Source organism: Paenibacillus sp. BIHB 4019 (genome assembly GCF_002741035.1).
Taxonomy (GTDB): Bacteria; Bacillota; Bacilli; order Paenibacillales; family Paenibacillaceae; genus Pristimantibacillus.
The window spans coordinates 570,619-592,023 of record NZ_CP016808.1 but is presented as its reverse complement, the minus strand read 5'-3'; the positions used below and the strand labels follow the sequence as shown (position 1 = coordinate 592,023).

12 protein-coding genes are annotated in these 21,405 nt (G+C 47.6%); 10 read left to right on the top strand and 2 right to left on the bottom strand.

Features of this window, described 5'->3' with window-relative positions; translation table 11 throughout:
* From BBD42_RS02675 to BBD42_RS02665, 3 genes are all read left to right on the top strand, one after another.
* Positions 1 to 1,029, top strand: a complete 1,029-nt coding sequence (locus BBD42_RS02675; protein ID WP_099516879.1) for an ABC transporter substrate-binding protein — start codon at positions 1 to 3, stop codon at positions 1,027 to 1,029.
* A gap of 8 nt (positions 1,030 to 1,037) precedes the next feature.
* A complete protein-coding gene (locus BBD42_RS02670; protein ID WP_099516878.1) occupies positions 1,038 to 3,095 on the top strand; it encodes an iron ABC transporter permease in 2,058 nt (685 codons plus the stop codon).
* A gap of 359 nt (positions 3,096 to 3,454) precedes the next feature.
* Positions 3,455 to 5,407: an AraC family transcriptional regulator gene (locus BBD42_RS02665; RefSeq protein ID WP_237163343.1), complete on the top strand. Its 1,953-nt coding sequence runs from the start codon at positions 3,455 to 3,457 to the stop codon at positions 5,405 to 5,407.
* 140 nt (positions 5,408 to 5,547) lie between these two features.
* Here the strand turns inward: BBD42_RS02665 and BBD42_RS02660 are convergent, their stop codons facing one another.
* Together BBD42_RS02660 and BBD42_RS32650 are read right to left on the bottom strand one after the other, a co-directional pair.
* Positions 5,548 to 6,513 (bottom strand): hypothetical protein, encoded by a 966-nt coding sequence (locus tag BBD42_RS02660; RefSeq protein WP_099516877.1) that lies wholly within the window; start codon positions 6,511 to 6,513, stop codon positions 5,548 to 5,550.
* 149 nt (positions 6,514 to 6,662) lie between these two features.
* Positions 6,663 to 7,010: an ATP-binding cassette domain-containing protein gene (locus tag BBD42_RS32650; RefSeq protein ID WP_099516876.1), complete on the bottom strand. Its 348-nt coding sequence runs from the start codon at positions 7,008 to 7,010 to the stop codon at positions 6,663 to 6,665.
* 686 nt (positions 7,011 to 7,696) lie between these two features.
* Here BBD42_RS32650 and BBD42_RS02650 point away from each other — a divergent pair.
* The 7 genes from BBD42_RS02650 (at position 7,697) to BBD42_RS02620 (ending at position 21,218) form a co-directional block, all read left to right on the top strand.
* A complete protein-coding gene (locus BBD42_RS02650) occupies positions 7,697 to 9,490 on the top strand; it encodes a sensor histidine kinase (protein ID WP_099516875.1) in 1,794 nt (597 codons plus the stop codon).
* A gap of 25 nt (positions 9,491 to 9,515) precedes the next feature.
* On the top strand, positions 9,516 to 11,090 hold the full coding sequence (locus tag BBD42_RS02645) for a response regulator (RefSeq protein ID WP_099516874.1): 1,575 nt from the start codon (positions 9,516 to 9,518) through the stop codon (positions 11,088 to 11,090).
* Positions 11,091 to 11,268: 178 nt separating this feature from the next.
* Positions 11,269 to 12,189 carry an ABC transporter permease gene (locus BBD42_RS02640; RefSeq protein WP_099516873.1) on the top strand — a complete coding sequence of 307 codons (921 nt, stop codon included), beginning with the start codon at positions 11,269 to 11,271 and terminating at the stop codon, positions 12,187 to 12,189.
* 15 nt (positions 12,190 to 12,204) lie between these two features.
* On the top strand, positions 12,205 to 13,131 hold the full coding sequence (locus tag BBD42_RS02635) for a carbohydrate ABC transporter permease (RefSeq protein WP_237163342.1): 927 nt from the start codon (positions 12,205 to 12,207) through the stop codon (positions 13,129 to 13,131).
* Between the two features lie 69 nt (positions 13,132 to 13,200).
* The gene (locus tag BBD42_RS02630; RefSeq protein WP_099516871.1) at positions 13,201 to 14,772 is read left to right on the top strand and encodes an ABC transporter substrate-binding protein; all 1,572 of its coding nucleotides are present in this window, start codon (positions 13,201 to 13,203) and stop codon (positions 14,770 to 14,772) included.
* Positions 14,773 to 15,052: 280 nt separating this feature from the next.
* Complete coding sequence (locus tag BBD42_RS02625; RefSeq protein WP_099516870.1) at positions 15,053 to 15,247, top strand: hypothetical protein; 195 nt, start codon at positions 15,053 to 15,055, stop codon at positions 15,245 to 15,247.
* Positions 15,248 to 15,413: 166 nt separating this feature from the next.
* The gene (locus tag BBD42_RS02620) at positions 15,414 to 21,218 is read left to right on the top strand and encodes a S8 family serine peptidase (RefSeq protein WP_099516869.1); all 5,805 of its coding nucleotides are present in this window, start codon (positions 15,414 to 15,416) and stop codon (positions 21,216 to 21,218) included.
* The last annotated feature ends 187 nt before the right edge of the window (positions 21,219 to 21,405 follow it).

Below are 21,405 nucleotides of genomic sequence, written 5' to 3'. Positions count from 1 at the left end.
ATGAACAAAAGGCTAATGGGTTTAATTATGGCCATCCTGGTTATGCTGGTCGCGGCAGGCTGTGGATCTAACACAACGAATCAATCAGCAGCAGAAGGAACGGCAACTGATAATGCAGCTGCTGCAAATACAAATGGGGAGTCTGCGGCGGCGGCTGGTCCTATTGTACTTAAGGATGCTAAAGGCGAGGTTAAGCTGGATAAGCCCGCGCAAAAGGTTGTCGTACTAGAGTGGACGTTTACGGAAGACGTGATTGCGCTTGGCATGCAGCCAGTGGGGAATACCGATAACGCACAATATAAGCAGTATGTGACATCAGAGGCATCACTGGATGCAAACGTGACGGATGTTGGTTTGCGTGAAGAGCCGAACCTGGAGACGATTGCCGCTTTGAAGCCAGATTTGATTATTGCGAATACGGATAGCCACGAAGCAATCTATGATCAATTGAAAAGCATTGCGCCAACGTTGATTTTTAGCCTGTACCCGCTTGAAGGGGAAACCAATCAATATGACCAAATGGAAGAAGTGTTCAAAACGATTGCAGCTGCCGTTGGCAAAACAGAAGAAGGTAAGAAGGTTCTAGCTGATCTGGATGCGCATTATGCAGATGCAAAGGCGAAGCTTGATGCGGCAGGCAAGGGCGGCTTGAATTATGTACTGACACAAGCGTACAGCTACCAAAATGCAGCAACGTTGCGTCTTTTTACTGATAATTCGCTTGCCGTACAAACGTTGAATCGGATTGGCTTGAAAAACGATTGGAAATCGGAAAATTTTGAGGTTTTTGGATTTAGCACTTCGACGGTTGAAGCGCTGCCTGCGGTTCAAGATACCAATCTAATCTACATCGTCCAAAAGGATGATGATATTTTTTCGAAAGAACTAAAGGATAACTCCGTTTGGAACGGTCTTGCCTTCGTTAAGGAAAAACGTTTCTTCGGATTAGATAGCGCGACCTGGGTGTTCGGCGGTCCAATCTCCTCTAAAGTGATCGTTGATGAAGTTGTAAATACATTAACGAAATGAGTGGCACGATGAACGAAAATCTTAACAATGAAGCTGCTATCAGAATGACCTGGCGGGTAATTGGAATATTTGGGGGCGGCATTGCCGCCCTTTTCGTATTATCGATTTTAAGCCTTTGCTTCGGGGAGGCCAAAATCCCGGCAGCTACCGTATTAGAGGGGTTGCTCGGCCGCCAGGATATAATGGAGCATAATCTGCTCTGGGATATCCGTATGCCGCGCACGGTTATAGGTATTTTAGCTGGTGCCGCGCTCGCTGCGGCTGGTGCTTTACTGCAAACGATAACGAAAAATCCGCTCGCTGCCTCCGATACATTAGGTATCAATGCCGGGGCTTATTTTATGGTTGTCCTTGGCGTGGTAGCTTTTCCTGCTCTGCAGCAGCAGTTCCCATTTTTGCTGGCGGCGGCGGGAGGTTTGCTGGCGGCGTTAATAGCCTATTTCCTGAGCGGCGGCCGGAAGGCCACACCTATCAGACTTGCCTTATCAGGCATGATCGTATCTATGGTGCTTGGGGCGTTTACAACGGCCATTCAAATTTTTAAGCAAACGGAAACGCAAAATTTATTTTTATGGGGCTCAGGCTCCTTGATTCAGCTGAACTGGAGCGGCGTCGAATATGCATGGCCTTTCGTCATTGCCCTGCTTGGGATCGCGCTGCTCGCAGGAAGGCAATTTGATGCCTTGGAGCTCGACGAGTCTACTGCGCGTTCGCTTGGGCAGCGTGTAGGATTAACACGGGCAATGGGGCTTGGCCTCTCGGTACTGCTGGCTGCCATTGTAGTCAGTGTAGTTGGCCCGATTGGCTTCGTTGGTTTGGTAGCTCCCCATCTTGTCCGGCTTAGCGGTATTCGCAAGCATCGCCTGCTCATTCCTGCCAGCGCATTGTGGGGAGCGCTGCTCATTACGGCGGCGGATTTGCTTGCTCGTATGGTACGGAGCAATTTAGGGGAAATGCCAGTTGGCGCGGTCATGGCGATTATTGGTGCGCCTTGGCTCATTTGGCTCGTACTCGCCAAGATGAAAAATATATCCGGAGCAGGCTCTGGGCAGTCATCTATGAACATCGGCGGGGTAGCGCTGCGCATGCGCTTTGCTCCGACTGCTATATTCATGGCAGCGCTGCTCATCGTTATCATTCTTGTAAGCTTGTCGCTTGGGGGAACGAGAATACCGATTGCCGATTTGCTGGGCAGCCTTGCCGGTGGAGGAGACTCCTCCTATTCTGTGCTGCTGAATTTAAGGCTCCCGCGTACGCTTGTTGCGGCTGGAGGCGGTATTGCGCTTGCAATTAGCGGCGTCTTGATTCAAAGCGCCGTCCGAAATCCGCTGGCCGACGCCTCAATTATTGGCGTAACGTCAGGGGCGGGGTTTGGCGCGCTAATCGTATTGGTTGCACTGCCGAATTTAACAATCTTCGCCCTTCCGTTTGCTGCAATTGCAGGCGGGATTGTTGCCGCAGCCTTTGTATTTTTCTTAGCATGGCGCAAATCCTTAAATCCGTCTGTTCTTATTTTGCTTGGCATCGCAGTATCGGCAATCGGCGCTGCGGGCATACAGGCGATGATCGTCAAGGCGAGCCTGTGGAACAGTACAGCGCTAATATGGTTAACGGGCACGACCTATGGGCGAGGCTGGAACCAATTTTATAGCATTATGCTGTTTCTGCTTATCCTTTTACCGGTTGCCTACTATTTAGGACGGAAATTTGATTTGCTGGCGTTTGGCGATGAAAGTTCGGTAGGCCTTGGCCTTCCGGTTCGAGGAACGCGTCTCTGGGCGATGATTATCGGCGTTTTGCTGGCAGCGGGAGCTGTTGCGAGCGTAGGTACGATAGGTTTTCTTGGACTTATGGCGCCGCATGTCGTGCGCATGATGATTGGGCATCACACGAGACGCTCCATTATTTTGTCAGGACTGCTCGGCGGCTTGCTGCTCGTCATTGCCGATACGCTCGGAAGAACGATCATGGCGCCGAAAGAAATTCCGTCAGGCCTAATTATTATGCTGATTGGCAGTCCGTATTTCCTGTTCCTCATGTACCGCTCGGTGATTAGGAAATTTTAGAAGGTTTCAGGAAGTTTCAGGAGGTTTGACGGACAAAACAGCCGCTATTACGGCAAAATCACGGATATGGCACAGGCTGCGGACTCAGGGGCAGCTAATGCACGGCCATAAGCCATTTTGACGGGATATTGAGGGCAATAACGGATTTCCTGTCCGCTTATGGCCTGAAATCGAGTCAAAAGCCCAAAAAAGCGGAACCTCAGTCCTTCAACATTTAAAGGTATCAAAGTTAGTTGCATGAAACAGTTCGATTATGGTTAGATATTACCATGATTGGCCTGTTTTTTGCTTTTTTGTCCGTTTTTTCAAATATAGACGAGTGGAGCGTTAGAGCAAGGAGTGAAGATAGGGTGGAAGTCATGAATGACAAGATAAATATCGACGAGCAGCTTTATTGGTTCACGCATAGCGCCATTAAAGTAATGGACGTTCGGCATATAAAAATGAAGCTAGGGGAAGCGCTTAGCGCCTATCGGCTTCCGGCCCATGCGTTTTTGTTTGCACTGCGAGGCAGTGCGGCGGTCGCATTGGACAACCGGGAGTATGCATTCAAAAAATTTCAATTGCTGCATGGCGGAAAAGGCTTCTATTTGGATATTCGCTCGACGGAGGAGCTTTTTGAATATTATCTCATTCTCTACAAAGCGGTTCAGCCGCTTCTGAATATGCCGGAGAAACAGCGGCTGCTGGAGAAAAATCCTTTTCGCATGCAATACGGCGTTACGCCTGCTTTTCCAATAGCTCTTTATGAGAAGCTGAAGCAGCTGGACGAGGAGTTTCACAAGGGCGGCAAGCTTGCCGAGCTGCATGTGAAAACATTGTTTTACGATTTTATATACGAATGGATGCAGCAGCTCAGTGAGCAGGAGGTTTCCGTTATAAAAGCGGATCTGGTCGCCCAGGCGGTCAGGTTCATCCATGAGCATTATGCCGAGGCCATTACACTGGAGCGGCTGGCGAAGGTGCTGGAGTGCACGCCAAGGCATTTAACACGCCTATTCAAAAATCAAATCCAGCATAGTCCGATCGATTATCTCATCCAGCTTCGTATCGAGAAGGCGAAGGAGCTGCTGACGAGCACGGAGGGAACTTTACAGGAAATCGCTGCCGGTGTCGGTTATCCGGACGTCTATTTTTTCAGTCGCATTTTTAAAAAGCATACAGGCATTTCGCCGATCCATTATAAAACGGAAGCGAGCGCTCCGCGAAAACGCCCTTATAATCCATTATTGATGTCCCGATACCCTATTGTGTCGAGAAGACGCAGCGGGCATACTGTTATTGGTGATAATCATTATCAAAATAGTAGTGAAGGGGCATTAAAAATGAACAGAGGTTCGAAACAATCCATTGCCATTATGATGCTGCTTGCGATGACTTTATTGGTCAGTGCATGCGCAAGTCCGGCAAATTCTCCAGCGACAAATGGCACTGCGCCAGCCGCAAGCAGCAATGCAGCGGAACAGACAGCGAGTGAGCGGACACTGAAGGATGGTTTGGGCAATGAAGTAAAGGTTCCGGCTAATCCTAAACGGGTTATAGCCTCTTATCTGGAAGATCATTTGGTGGCGCTAGGCGTTATTCCGGTTGCTCAGTGGTCGGTCAGTGATGGGAAGGTGCAAAATTATTTGCAGAAGGAGCTGGCGAATATCCCTGCTATTCCGTCCGAGCTTCCCTATGAAGTCGTGATGAGCTACCAGCCTGATCTTATTATTATCGACAATGCGGAAATGGTAATGGGAGATAAGTATGCTCAATATGCTAAAATTGCCCCAACCTATACGGTAGGCAGCGATGTCAACAATGATTGGCGGCAGGAGCTGCTGACGGTAGGCGAAGTGCTGAATAAGAGCGAGGAAGCGAAGCAGGTGCTGGCTGATTATGAAGCGAAAGCAGCGGATGCCAAGGAAAAGCTGCAACAGGCGATTGGTGACAAGTCGGCTGCGGTTCTCTGGGTTACGGCTAAAAATGTGTACGTCGTCAACCAAAACTTATCCAGCGGCGATTTGCTTTATCGGGATCTGGGCTTAACCGTTCCGAATGTTGTTGCGGAAATATCGTCGACAGCGAAGGCGAATTGGAGTGCGATTTCCAAGGAGAAGCTGGCCGAGCTGGACGCCGATTACCTGTTTATTGTGAACAGCAGGGAAGCGACGAAAGAGGAAATTTTGAGCGATCCAATCTGGCAGGGCATTCCTGCGGTTAAAAATAACAACGTCTACGCGTATGACAACAACGCCAGTTGGCTGTATACAGGAACGATTGCCAACTCGCAGATGATTGATGATGTGCTTGAGAGTATTGTGAAATAAATTTTCAGGTAGAAAGCTGAAAAATATATGGTTGGAGCCACTCAGGTATATGGCTCCAAATAATCAAAAAACCCACCCTCTATCAAGGAAGGGGTGGGTTCTTGATCATTAATAAATAGGAATTAAGAGGGGAATAGCATCTAATTATAGTATATTCCTTGTTTATAAAGATAAAAGAAAGAAGTAGCTATCATAAAACAAGTTATTGAGACTAATAACATAATGGATTGATAGAGCGGAATATAAGCAGGCATGAAAAGTATAAATCGGCCTTTAAACTCAAAAATTTCATGTGAGATGATGGCAATCATATTCCTAATATCATATTTTCCAAGGACAGGGAGAAGTAAATTGAAAACTAGAAAAATGATCGTCGGTAATATAAAGCTTTTAAATAAGATACCCATTAAAAAACCGATTAGTGAGAAAAAGATGCAAATAAACAAACTGAATACCAATTGTATAATAAACTTGTTATTTTCGATTTGAGGCAAGCTTGAAAATTGCTCGATTGGAATTCGATTAACTACTTGTGAATGAAAATAAAGTCCTATCATATATGAGGCAATTAAAGTGAAGATAAATATAAAAAATGTGCAAGTAAATAAAGCAAAAAGCTTTCCTGCAAATAGTTTATTCCATTTGGCTTTAATAACTTTTAGTTTGTATGTTTTATATTTGTAATCATAGGAAACAAAATGTATTCCTAATAAAGTGAATATGATAGGGAAAAAGACAAAGTCCAACCATTCAAGAGTATTCGTAATTATATTAGTACCTTTTAAGAGTTGGCTCGCTGCTCCAGCCTCTTCAAATTGAAAGCGTACAGGATTATCTACCTTAGTCAATCGATCTGACCCGTTTTGTTTTATATCTCGGTTAATTGGGCTTTTTAACATGGCTTCAACATCTATGCCAGCATCTTTAAACTCATTGTAAGTTTTAACATAAACATCATATGTACCCTCTGCTTTACTTACAAGCCCAAATAGATTAAGAGTTGAAAGGCCGATAGTTATTATGAAAATAAGTAATAATGTTTTGGAGTATATTTGATATTTAAGTTCGTCTTTATAGCAATTAAATATTTTGTTTGTAGAGATCAACCAAACCACCTCCACTAAACGTTAAAACTTCTTGTGACACAACCGTGTTATTTTTAATGATTACAAGATGATTTACTAGTGGAGAATAAAACTCAAGAGAATAACCGATAGCTATAATTGTCATTAGTTGATCTGAATTTTTCAAGATATCACTGATTTGCAAGAGGGATTCGTATATTTGGCAGAAGTTCTTCAACTTGATCTAGGATGTTATTACCTAGTAAATTGATATTTTGATAGCCGGACAAATTAGCATAAAGTGGACAATTATCATAAACAACTTGGACATCATCTAAAATATCATAGATGCATCTATTGGAAAATTTAATGATTCCCGTATATCTTTCTAGACCGAGAAGACATTTTAATAACGTTGTTTTCCCAGAACCATTGGGTCCAGTTATGAGAGTGAATTTGTTTTTAGGAAAGGTAATGTTCAAATCTTTAAACACAATATGTTTACCATATCTTTTTGTTAAATCAGTAATTTCTATCATTGTTATTTCTCCTCAAAAGGAAACACCGACTAATAACGCAGTTGATGTTTCCTCATTTGAATTATTTAATATGTGCTATAGTTACCTAATTTATCCCCCTTTATATAATCCGCGAAATCGACTTCATAAATATTTTTTGCTCCCCATGGTGTGACTGTTCCAGCGCCTAATGTGGTATCGGATTTATAAATATGGTAAGAGGCTACGGACGTTTGTTGTTTCGCGATACCACCTAGCTTTACTGTATTTGGAAAAATGAATCCTTTTTCTTGTGTTGTGACTGATGCAATAGCATGATTAGGAAATATAGATCCGATTAATGATACACACAAAGTAACCCCGCATAATACCGAAAAATCCCTTTCTTTTCATAAATCAAAAAATTCCTTACGTTTTTTATTTTATTTTTTATGATTTTACTAGTTGTAAAATAATTTTAAACTTTATAGAAAATATATTCAATATCAAATGTGTGAATAATTTGGCATTATTATTATTTAAATATTAAATTTGGGAATTTTTCGGTTCTTTTGGCCTGTTGATGTTTTTAGTGTTTTAGTGTAGTTCGCTATAATGTAAAGCTTAAATAAGTGCAGAAAATAGTGATTTTATTGCCATATCAAAATCCCCTCCCATATTGTAGAATGATGCACATAAGTGCTGCATGATACGAAAGGAGAAGACAGATGAAGAGCTTCCAGCTGAGCAAGCTGTATATACCATTTACGTATAAAATGATGATTCCCTATATGGCGCTTGTGCTGCTGACGGATGTGCTGGTCGGCTATATATCGTATACGATGCTCATCCAATCGCGGACGGAGATGGCGGAGACGAATATTCGCACCGCGATGGAGCAGACGCGCAACAATATTGAATATCAAATGGATGAAATAGAGCGCATTTCGAGCACGCTTTTCAGCAGCCTAACGTTTCAGAACGCCCTGCAAAACACGGGAGAACCGCTGGAAATTATGCTGAAAATGAAGGACGACATCATACCGCAGATGAGAGCGCCGCTCCAGCTGTATGGGAACAATATCAGGCTCGCCGTCTACACCGTAGACGAGAAAATGTATGAGGTGCCGGGCGATGATATGGACAAGCCCATTCAGCGCAGAGACTATTACGTGCTTTCGGTGCATCAGATCGAGAATACCGATTGGTTCAAGTCCCTCCAGGCGTCGAATCAGGATAATCTTTGGATGCAGCTGGATTCCGACCGCAAGCTGGACAATATATCGCATTTTCGCAAGCTGGTATCCTCCAGCGGGATGGCATCTATTATCGGTTATGTGCGCGTGACAGCCCGGTTCGATGAATTGCTTGGCAATTTCGATACGTTTCCGATCGACGAGGGCATCAGCATGCGTTTTCTAAACACCCAATCGGGCGAGGTCATGTATACGCGCGGCATAACAGGCGACCAGTCTAATTCGGCCTCTTACCTTAGTGTAAAAGAGGAAATACCCGGAACCCCGTTCATCATTGAAACGATTGTGCCGCATGCGTATTTAAACAAGGACGCCAGCCGTATGCAAAAGGTTATTTTCGCCGTGTGCTTGATCAGCTTTCTGGTCATGGTGTTTATTGGCTACATCGTCGCTCGGCTTTCCGGCAAGAAGATGAAGCGAATCGTCACCTTGGTCCGCTCCTTCCAGGAGGGGAACTTTCATAAGCGGATCGGTTTTACCGGCAATGACGAGTTTGTCCACATCGCCAATTCCTTCAACCAGATGGCGACCAGCATTCAAGAGCTGATTAAAAACGTTTACGTGCAGGGCATTCAGAAAAAACAGGCGGAGCTGGACGTGCTGCAAGCGCAGATCAGCCCTCATTTTTTGTATAACACGCTCTCGACGATTGGCAGCTTGGCTAATTTGGGCGAGACGGACAAGGTAACCGCGATGGTTCAGGGGCTGTCGAAGTTTTACCGTTTAACGCTGAATGGCGGCAATGTGTACATTACGCTGGAGAAGGAGCTTGAGCAGGTTAAGACGTATTTGGACATTCAGCGGGTCAAATATGCGGACACGTTCGAGGTTTATTACGATGTTGAGCCGGATATTTTGCAAACGCCGATTATTAAGCTTATTTTACAGCCATTTGTCGAAAATATATTTAAGCACGCCTGGTTTGGCAAAACGATAGCGATTCGCATAACGGGCAGGCGGCTGGGCGACCGCATTGAGCTGAAAATTATTGATACCGGCATCGGAATGCGCCCGGATACGCTGAGGAAAATGCTCTCGAATACGGCTTTGCTTATGCCGGCTCATGCGGGCCCGACGGATAGCGCGGAAGAAGGCCAATCGGATAAATATGGGCTGAAAAACGTCGAAGAGCGGATCAAGCTGCGCTACGGCACAGATTTTGGCATTCGAATTGGCAGCCATTATGGCGCAGGCACAACGGTGCAAATTATTCTTCCGGTCGAAAACGCCGAGATGCGGGAGGATGCAGAAGGGCTTCGGCCATAGGCAGCTTAGAGGGGAGAGTGCGGGGATGGACATTAGTATATTGTTGGTGGATGATGAGGCGATCGATTTGGAATGGCTCCGCCGAAGGGTAGTCGGCAATGAGCGCCTGCATTTGCAGGATGTGTCCGTGGCCACTAGCGGGTTTGAGGCGCTGGAAATGATGGAGCAGAAGCGCATCGACCTGATTCTCTCGGATATTCGCATGCCGATTATGTCGGGGATGGAGTTTGCGCGCAGGGCGAAGGCGATTAATCCGCAGGCTCATCTTGTTTTTATAAGCGGCCATCAGGACTTCAGCTATGCGAAGGAAGCGATCCAGCTGAATGCCTCTGGATATTTGCTTAAGCCGGTTGACGACAATGAGCTTCATGATATGCTGCTGGAGCTGTGCAACAAAATCGAGCAGGAGCGGATGCAAAACCAGTCGCTGACCGAGACGCTGACGCTTGTGCATCAGGAGCTGCTGCTGCGCTGGTTTAACGAGCCGACATCGGGGCGGGTGGAGCAGCATCTTCACAGCTTCCTCTTGCCGCTGCTGCAGGGCGGAGCAGCCGTTGCCATTATTGAAATCGACGATATGGAGTGGAAGCTGGGCAAAATGGCAGCTGGCGAGCGCCGTTCCTTAACAGCGGAAATGGCATTGTTTATTCGTTCCTTCGTAGATCGCCATCAAGTTGGAATGGTGCTGACCAGCTATGACTATCATTTTGTGCTGCTGGCGACGGTGCAGGAGGCGGAATGCAAAGCGCTGCTTGAGAAGCTGGTGCAAGCGTTTAATGAAGCTTTTCCTTATTCGATTACGATTGGCGCTGGCATGCATACAACGGTTATTGCCAAGCTGCATGACGCCTATCAGCAGGCACAGGCAGCGCTCAGCATCAAATGGATCGTCGGGAAAAACAGGCTTATTCACGATGCAGCGGCTTGGTCGCCCAAAGAAGCGATGGCCTACAGCCTCGAAGAGACGGTCGACCGCATGCTGCGCGCGATGCTGGAATATGACCTGACGACGGTTGATGATTGCTTGCGGGAGCTGTTCAGCGGCGACCAGCCGTTAACCGGGAAAAACGACATCTACGACCTCATCATTCGCATTACGTCCAAGCTGCATGCCGATCTCCAGCAAATGAACGAGCATTTATATGAAATTTTAAAATGGGACTCCCATCAGCCGTTTGTTTTGTTCCAATTCGAGACGGTGCATGACATTCTCTCCTGGCTGAGAAGGCGGTTTTTCGAGCTGTCCGAGCTGCTGTATTTGAAGAAGCAGCGGCAAAAGCGGAAGCTGATTGAAGAAATCGCGCTATATGTCGAGCAGCGGCTTGATCAGAAAATTACGCTTAATGAGGTTGCGGCCCACTTTGACTTTACGCCGAACTATTTGGGCCAGCTGTTCAAAGCCGAGACGAATACGCTGTTCAGCGATTTTCTAAGCGAGCTGCGGATGAAGCATGTGTGCAAGCTTCTGGAGGACCCGACCAAGAAAATTTACGAAATTGCCGAGCTGGCTGGCTATAAAAATATTATTTATTTTAATCGTCAATTCAAGCAGCAGGTTGGCATGTCGCCGGGAGAATATCGGAAAAAGCATAATATTTAATCGTATTTCTGTTTTCATTTCATGGTAATGGCCCGGGGTCCGACGGATTCCGGGTTATTTTTAAATGATAACCATTCCAATCGTTGAATTAGTATAAGTTTTAGTTGTTCCCCTTAATTATGCGGACGGTCCGCATTTCTTATAATGAAAGCAGACAAGAGAGGAGAGGGGAGCACAGATGAAGCGATACGGATTTATACAGGATGTTATCAAATATCGGGCTATTTTGCTCATGCTGCTGCCAGCCGTTTTGTTTTTTCTGCTATTTGCTTATATACCGATGGCGGGCATTATTATTGCTTTCAAGCATTATGATTATGCTGGCGGGATCTTTGGCAGCGCGTGGAATGGGCTGGACAACTTTCGATTTTTCTTTGAGTCGGGGGATGCGTGGCGCATAACCAGAAATACGGCGCTCTATAATATCGCTTTTATTGTGGTCAACAATGTGCTGCAAATTTTCACAGCGATTTTGCTGTTCGAGGTTGGGGGCAAATGGTTCCGCAAAATCGCCCAGTCGATTTTGTTTCTGCCTTATTTTATTTCCTGGGTCGTCGTTGGGGCGATTGCCTACAACCTGCTCAGCTTTGACATCGGCACGGTTAATTCCCTGCTGAGGAATATCGGTATGGAGCCGATTGATATTTACAATACGCCCGCCTATTGGCCGGTTATTCTCGTACTGGTAGCGGCATGGAAAACGCTCGGTTATGGTACGATCATGTATTTGGCGGCGATTACGAGCATTGATACCGAAATGTATGAGGCAGCCGAAATCGATGGCGCGAATATTTTTCAGCGTATCTTCAAGGTGACGATTCCTAATTTATATCCGACCGTCATTATATTGGTGCTGCTGGCAGTCGGCAATATTTTCAAAGGCGATTTTGGGATGTTTTACAATATGGTTGGCAATAATGGTGTGCTGTTCTCGTCTACTGATGTTATTGATACGTTCGTATTCAGATCGCTCATCACTTCGAATGATATTGGCATGTCGGCCGCAGCTGGGGTTTATCAATCGGTTCTCGGATTTACCACCATTATGCTGTTTAACTATGCCGTTCGCAAGTATGACAAAGATCGCGCCTTATTCTAGTGGGAGGTCATGAAAATGAGTGTATCTGATGCTAATATCGTCAGCAACAAATCTGTGAAAAGCGGTCAGCTCGACCGCCAACTTCTTGCCATTATCGGCTATGCTTCCTTAACCATACTGTCGGTTCTGTGCATATTGCCCTTTATTTTGATCGTATCCTCTTCGTTTACCGAGGAAAGCACCATTGTGCGTGAGGGTTATCAATTTTTCCCGACGGCCTTTTCTGTGGAGCCTTATAAAATCCTGTTCAAATATCCTGAACAAATGATTCGGGCGTATGGGGTAACCATCTCCGTTACCGTTATCGGTACCGCGATCGGCCTGTTCCTGACGGCTATGACCGCCTATTGCCTGTCTCGCAAAGATTTCAAGTGGCGCAATTTTTTTTCCTTCTTCTTTTTCTTTACGACGCTGTTCAGCGGCGGGCTTGTGCCTTGGTACCTGCTCATCGTCAACTATCTCCATATGAAGGATACGGCGCTGGCGCTCATTGTGCCGCTGCTGCTGAACGTGTTTTATATTATCGTCATGAAATCGTTTATGAGCAATATTCCAGAAGCGATTGTTGAATCTGCCAAAATCGATGGCGCTGGCGATTTCCTGATTTTCATGAAGCTTATTCTTCCGCTGTCCAAGCCGGCTCTTGCCACAATCGGCCTCTTCCTTGCCCTTGGGTATTGGAACGATTGGTATAACGCCCTGCTGTTCGTTGCCGACGACAAGCTGATGCCGCTGCAATATTATTTGTACAAAATGCTCGGCAATATGGATGGCATGCGCAAGGCGATGATGGGCTCGGGCGCTGTCGTGACGACAAGCCTGCCGACAGAGGGTCTCAAGATGGCGATGACGGTAGTAGCGAGCGGCCCGATCCTGCTTGCCTATCCCTTCATCCAAAAGTATTTTGTAAAAGGCTTGACGATTGGCGCCGTGAAAGGATAATCCCAAGGAAACTTGGTTTATCATGATAGATCAATAGATGGACAGTTACCTTAAAGGGGGAAATTCAATATGCAAAAGAAGAAAACAATCGTTATACCGGCGGTAGCCTTAACTTTGGCCATGGTTCTTGGTGCATGCGGCAACGGTGGCAATACAGGAACAGAAGCGAGCACAGCGCCAGCAACAGGCACCAATGCTGCCACGCAGCCGGCAGAGACAAAGGACGGCTTAGATATTTCCAAAGAGGTCAAGCTGAAAATGGTGTTCGTTGGACCAAAGCCGGTTGATTATGATAGCGTATTTGCGGAAATCAACAAAAAGCTCAAGGAAAAAATCAATGCAACCGTCGATGCCGAGTTTTTGGATTGGTCCGATTGGGCGCAAAAATATCCGCTGAAGCTGGCGGCGAATGAAGATTTCGACCTTATCTATTCCGCGAACTGGGCGGGCTATAACGATCAGGCGCTTAAAGGCGGCTTCTTGGAGCTAACCGATGATATGCTGTCCAAATATATGCCGCAAACATGGAAAGCGATGGACAAAGTAGGCTGGGATCAGGCGAAAGTAAACGGCAAGCTGTACATGGTTCCGCAAAACAGAGGCGAGTCGGTAGAGAAGCTGATTTTGTACCGGGAGGACCTGCGCAAAAAATACAATCTTCCTGCTATCGACAGCCCGGAAGCTTATGCTAACTATTTGAAAGCGGTCGCTCAAAATGAGAAGGGCATTACGCCATTCACTCCTGAAACAGGCGACTGGAAGCTGCATAACTTAGACCGTATCCTGCTCAAGCAGAAAAATGACTGGAACATGCTAGATTTTGACCTGCCAATCGGCTTTAAGCTGACGGATGAAGCGGGCAAAGTGTTTAACGTCTATGAAACACAGGAATTCAAGGATTTGCTCTATTATTACAAAGATCTTGCCGACAATAATGCCTGGTCGAAAAACGTATTGAATAATAAAAATGACCATCAGCAGGATTTCAAGGAAGGCAAAACAGCGTCCATTACGCATAACTTGGGAACACTCGGCTCACTCATCGCAACGATGCGCATGGATAAATCTCCTTACGAGCTTGCCCTTGCTGACATTACGCCGAATACGAAAAAATCGAATGCCGTATCGACGCAAAACGGCGTTTCTATCCATGCAACGTCCAAAAATCCGGAGCGTTCGCTGATGTTCGTCGACTTGATGCAAAATGACAGAGAGCTTCATGACTTGGTGCAATACGGTATCCCAGGCGTACATTTCACAGCAGTTGGCGACGATAAATACGACTCGACCGATAAAAGCGTAAACTTCACAGGCTTCTCCAGCTGGGGCTTCAACTCGCCGCTCAATCGTGACAACGCATCCTTCCCAGAGGAAGCAACCGCGCTCACGAACGATTGGGAAGGAAAGGTTTACCACTACCCACTGGAAACGTTCGTTTTTGACAACAGCAAGGTGAAGACGGAAGTGGCTAACGTCGGCAATGTGATGCTCCGCTTTGCAATTCCGCTGGAATACGGCGCGATCAAGGATGTAGATAAAGGCCTTGAGGATTTGAACAAGCAGGTGAAAGCGGCCGGCATTGATAAAATTCTCGCAGAAGTGCAAAGCCAGATCGATGCTTTTCTAGCAGCCAAAAAATAATAGCAGCTCTAATCCATTGAGCTGTAGCATACCCATAGTTGGGACACCAAGCAACAGGTGCTCCGACTGTGGGTATTTTCTTTTTTAGGCGGAAACTGAAACAAGTTCCTGAAATTATGCTGCGTTTGCAAGCTTTTGAGCATAACAGCTGCTAATATTGATTTTTCTAATTGACATTAATAATCATTTTCAATATACTTCATCTAGTTGTTCTATTAGCTCTGATTTTGATGGGGCAGTAGAATGAGAGAATGTGTAGTAGAAAGCGGTGAAGTCGGGGATGAATGCTCACGAACAAGTGCTGGGCAAAATTCAAGAGCTCTATCAATCCGTGTTTGAGCATGATGGTTTTGGGGAGATCAAAATCGAGATGAGGCTGCTTAAGCGGGGGCAAAAAGAGATTATTGTCTCCTGCGGTAAACAGTATCGCTACACTGTTGATTACCAGCCGCAAGCTCAGGCGGAAATATTATAACGCAATAAGCTATAGAGGTGGTTTTTGTGAGTAAAACCCTCTTTCACTGTGATTGACGATGGAGGGGGGAGACTGTTTTTAGTAGGCCTTCTTGCCATGCGGCGGAAGGTTTTTTGTGTTTTTAGCGTCATCCAATTATTTTATCGGAGAAGGAGTTTTGTTTCACATGTATGGATTATCTCGAAAATGGAAATCAAGCTTAGCTTTATGGTTAGCCGTTCTTATTTTGCTTACTTCAGCTGTTCCAGCCTATGCGGCCTCCACGGAGGATAGCGGCGCATCACAGGATGCGGGCGTCATTGCTGGTGAATATATCGTCAAATACGAATCCTCCTCTGCGCCTGCTGCGCAGACCCCGACTTATGGCATTGCGGGTATTGAAGAAGTGCAGAGCGATCCCGAAGCACTCGTCAGCCTTGTTACGGTTGACCCGCAGCGGGATGCGGATGAAGTGGTGAGTGAGCTGGAAAGCTTGCCGGGTGTCGAGTTCGCAGAGCCGAACCGCATTTATGAGGTTTTTGATGCGGAGACGAGCGGAATTTTTGCTGTAGCTGCTCCAAGCGATCCTTATTACACGAGCCAATGGGCATTAAATGCGATTGCTGCGCCGCAAGCATGGGAGCGTCTGCAGAACAATACGAACAGCGTCGTTGTTGCCGTAGTGGATACGGGCATTGATGCGACCCATCCTGATTTGCAAGGACGTCTGCTTCCTGGCGTCAATATGGCAGATGCCCGTGCTGATGGCACGTCGTATGAGTCCGATTGGGGCAGCAAGGATGATCAAGGCCATGGTACGGCGGTCGCCAGCGTTATTGCTTCTGTCTACAATAATACGATCGGGATTGCAGGGGCAGTAGGACCGCTGAATGTATCCGTCCTTCCGGTTAAAGTAATGAACAACAAGGGCTGGGGCACGACGCTCAATGTGGCGAAAGGGATTACTTATGCGGCTGACCAAGGGGTTGATATTATAAACCTCAGCCTGGGCGGCGAATACAGTAAAGCTATTGTGGATGCTGTAAGCTATGCACAAAGCAAAAATGTGCTTGTCGTTGCAGCAGCAGGCAACGAAGGCACGAATGTGAACAGCACCTATCCGGCAGCAGCGCCAGGCGTACTGGCGGTAGGCTCTATTGGGAAAACGAAGCTGCGCTCCTCGTTCTCCAATTACGGCAGCAGCTTGGCGGTCGTTGCGCCTGGTGAAGATATTTTGGTAGCTGCTCTGAGCGGACAAGGCAATGTAGACGACAGATATAGCTCCGTTAACGGAACCTCTTTCTCTTCCCCCTATGCAGCTGCTGTAGCGGCAATTTACAAAGCGGATCACCCTTCCGCCTTGCCAGGGGAAATTCGCAGTGCGCTGATGGATACGGCGCAGGATTTGGGCACGGCGGGAGTCGACCCTTATTTTGGCCATGGTCTGGTGAATGCAGCAGCGGTTCTGGATGCTGGTACCGTAGCGCCTATTCAGATTATCCGTCCAGCAAGCGGCGCTGATGTAACGGGGACCGCTACGCTGGAAGCGATGGTGAATCAGGACGCGAATGAAGTAACCGCCGTGCGCTTCTATTTGGACGAGATTGCTCCAGCTAATCAGATTGCTGAAGCGGTTGGTACGGCCGGTCAATCGCTGTATACAGCGAAGTGGGACAGCAGCGGGGCAGCAGATGGAAACCGTTCGCTGCTTGCCGTTGCCTATAAAGGCAGTGCGCCAGCTTTCCAAACAGAGCTGCGGGTGAAGCTGTGGAACAACCCGGAAACAGGGCTTGTTCTCAAGGTGAAGGACCCTGACGGCAACGTCGCTCCGGGAGCGCTTGTCATGGTGTCCAAGCAAGTGGCAGCAACGGCTGCTGCTGAAGAGGCCGCAGCAGCTGTAGTTCCAACTGGACAGCCGGCTTACAGCTACGAAATGGTATGGAACGGCTATACGGATGTAGAAGGTGTCGTCCGCATACCGGGTGCGCTCGCTGTGGATCTCAAGAAGCTGTCTGTATTGGTGCAGGGCAGCTTTGACCAAGCGGATAATCCGCAAGGCAATACGTCCTTTTTCTATCAACGAATCGTACAAGGACCCGGTGTGTTTGAACTAGATGGAGAAGGAACAGCAGGCGTGCATTTCCAGACGACGACGCGCAGCGGCGCTCCAGCCAAGGCGTCGAACTATTATGCGACCTTGCTAGACAACAACGGAGTATCCTACGGGACAACAACGGCGCTTAACGATATTTCAATTACGACAGAGCCGACGATTTATATGGATAAAGGCGTGTATAATCTGTTCTCGTATGGCAAGGAGCAGGACGGCACTTATTTCCTGTCCAAGTGGCATAACCAAGTAACAACAGCTACAACGGATATGAGCTTTGACGGACAGCAGACCGGCGAGGTTGCAATCGGTGCGGATGAGCAAATTGCCGGCGGCGTTATTTATCTTTATAACGAGCAGACAGATGAGGCGCTTGGCGTAAGCACGACGCTTAACAGCACAGGAAGCGACCAGCAGGAAGTCATTTCCGGTGAAAAAGTGTATGTAACCGCAGGCGACTACCGCTATTGGGTTGATCTTGAAATCAAAGACCCGAGCGGCGGCCAAAACTGGGTGTATGTGCTGGGCTCTAACCAGAATAGAGCGAAGGTGACAGCAGGCGGCCAAACAACGATTAACGCAGGCGGTGGGCTTCGTTTGGCGAAGTTTGAGCCGGACCTTGATTCCTTGAAAAACTACTTTGATAAAATCGGCGAAATTTATGAGCCGCAGCTGCCCTATTATTTTGAGAAGCGTGGCAAGGTCGTCTACACCAAACATGAGTTTCTGGATAACTTCGACAATCAACTGGTCGGCATGTACCGAGGCTCAGTCGTTCATAGCACGGAGCTGTTCAAAAAATCGGTTGCTGGCGATGATCTGGGCACGGTAACTGCAGATGAATCCGGCAAGTGGGAGACGCAAAGCTACTATTTCGGCGATTTGTACCCGGTGTATAAAGTCGTGAACGAAGCAGGCAACTATGTGCCTTACAATACGGGAGCGCTATCGCCTCGTCCAGCATTCCGTTTGTTCTATTGGAGCGGCCTTTGGGCCATCAACGCCTCCAAGGTAACGCCGGGCACTTATTATGTTACCTTGTCTTTGCAAAACAACCCGCTGGCTGGCCGGGAGCTTTCCTCCACCATGGAAAATCACATCATCGACAATCAAGGCGTCGAGTTGTCATTCAAGGATGAGAAGGGACAAGCTATACGCCCGTTTACATGGATTTATCATTTGGACAAAGATGAGCATGGCAATGCGGAATGGGTTAAATCCTTCCAGCTGTGGGCTGACAGCACAACGAAGAAGCTGTACGTCACGGGAGGAATCAAGCTGTCCGAGCAGGAAAATGGCAATATGGCCGTTATTCGCTATACGAACAGTGCCGGTCAATATGTTTATGTGATGCGCCAGTTTACTAAAGTATCAGATCTGATTGATCCTGCGACTGGAGTAGTTCAGGTTGATCCGGGCCTTCAAGCCGTTGATCTGACAACGAAAGATAAAGATGGAAATGCGCTGCAATATTTAACGAAAAAGCTGCATGAGGTTATCGTTCCTGCTGCGGTAAACGGCAAAGAAACGAATTTCCTTTTCCCGCTGGAAACGACGGGCCGCATTTATTTAGAGCCTAAAGATTATCGCTTTGACGCTCATTATATTACGACTGCGGATGGGCAAGGACGCAAGAGCAACTATTACTTCCTGACAGATCAGGCCGTAGCGATTGGCGGCGTGGCTGGCGTGCAGACCGTTGCCTTTGATGCAAATACGGACAAGATGTCGCGCATAGAGACAGTTGCTGATAAAGAAGGCTATAACGATTTCCGGGGTGTAGCTCTTTATCCGTTCAGCACGTATAGCAATACGATGTATGAAACGTATCGGGCGGGACAAATTTTCTATGTGCCTGCGGGCGTAGATTACCATTTGGAAGCCAATCTCGTTCTTGGAGACATGGAGACGCCATCCTATGCATGGAATTACATGCTGGAGCATCGCGAGCAGACGTTTGAAGCCGGGCAAAATACGATCTGGCATATGGGCGGCACGTTCAGCCCAAGTCTGGCACTCCATGAAACACAGTTTACGGCTGGAAGTGCTCAAACGCTTGAAGGCGATACGTCCGTAGTAGACAGCTATGGAAATGTCATTGAAGCGATTTTGGTGACAGATTCGACCAATGTCAGTGCCCTTTCCACAGATGCTGATGGCTTGGACGGCGTTGCCTATACGCGCCTTGCCAGCGGCGAGGTGAAGGCAGGCACAGCGAATCTGCCTTCAGCTGGTGAATTGGAAGCAAGCCATGCTGATGATGCAACGATTGCGAAGAGCATCTATCCTCGTCTGCGTATTTACAGCAGCGAGCAGTCCGGCGGCTCTGAGAAGCTGGTCACGGATTGGGAGAAATTCGGTTACTATTCGTCCTTTAAAGAAGCGGTAGATCTGCCAGTCGGCAGCTATCGCGCTGAGCTTGCGCTAGCTGCAGGACCGTTAGGTCCAACGACTACACTTGCTGGGCAAGGCAATTTCCAGGTAACGGCTGCAGAAGTGCCTTCTACGCCAACACCGACGCCTACGCCGGTTGCAACGCCAGCACCAACGGAGCAGCCAACGCCAACACCAGTTGTAGATCCTGAGCCGACGCCATCCTCGTCGACAGGAAATGGCAGCAGCGGAACGGGAAATTCCGGTTCGGACAGTTCGGGCGGCACAGGAACAGGGAGTACGGGAGCAGCAGCAGATGGACGCGCAACGGATGCCGAAATTGCGAGTGCGATCAGCGCAGCGGCAGGCAAAGAGGCTATTACTTTAAACGCCTCGAAGGATGCTTTGACCCTTTCGGTTGAACAGTGGAAGAAGCTCGGGGATAGTGCCAAGCCTATTCAATTTGTTATGGGAGATGCGAGGATTCAAATGCCGGCAGGAGCTATTCCAGCTTCCATCCTGGCAGCTCAAAGCGCATCATCGACGATTAAGTGGACTGCGACCCCGATTAATGAGCAGCGTGCAGCAGCGCTGTTGAAGCAGGCGGCAAATGCTTCATTGGTCAGCTTGTCAGGCAGCATTTATGATTTTGGCATCGTTGTGACGAATGCTTCTGGGGTTCAAGTTCGAGTGACCGCATTCGACGAGCCTGTAACGCTATCGCTTAAAGTTTCACAGGATTCAGTAACAGCAGCGAAGCAGGGCGAGCTTGGAGGCTACCATTATGATGAGTCGAACGCGCGTTGGAATTACATGGGCGGGACCTACGATGCTGCCACCGGTCATTTCAAATTCGAGACCACTCATTTCAGCATGTACGCTTTAATGAAAGCAAAAGAGCCATTCGTGCAAATAAGCGAGCTGAGCGACATTAAAGGACACTGGGCTGAACAAGCCATTACCACTCTGGCGCAGCAAGGTTATGTTAAAGGTGTAGGAGACGGAAAATTTGCTCCGAACCGCTCTGTAACGAGAGCAGAATGGGTAACGATGCTTGCACTAGCTTTCTTTGATCCGGCAAGCTCCGTCTCTGATGCGCCTGGCACTCAGTCAGCGCACAGCTTTAGCGACGTAGCGGAATCACACTGGGCAGGAGCATCGATTCAGGCTGCTGTCGAAGCGGGCTTGCTGAATGGCTACGAAGACGGAACGTTCCGGCCAAATCGTGCCATTACCCGTGAAGAAATGGCGGTGATGCTAAGCCGTTTCGCCGCATGGAAGTCATTGAATGTAGCAGCAGAGGCATCGGCAGACAGCCAAGCGGTTGCCGATGCATTCGCGGATAGCGGAGCAGTTGCGGATTGGGCGAAGAGCAGCATCAACACTGCGATTCAGCTCGGCTTGATGAAGGGCCGTTCCAATACTCAATTTGCACCAAAAGGAGAGTTGACTAGAGCAGAGGGAGCAACGATAGTTGTTCGCTTGCTGGATATGTTGAAATCGAAATAGAAACGTAAAGCGTATAAGCCCGCTCTGGCAGCGGGTTTAGCTTGTCTGGAAAGCCTGTATGCTTGAGGCTTTCTTTTTTTTATTCTGCCATATGAAGAAGCTGGGCATTAGGAGGCTAGCAGCAGGCATTCAAAAAAAGCAGCGCTCTCCTGAGAGAACGCTGCCTTGATCAGGCTTAACGTTATAG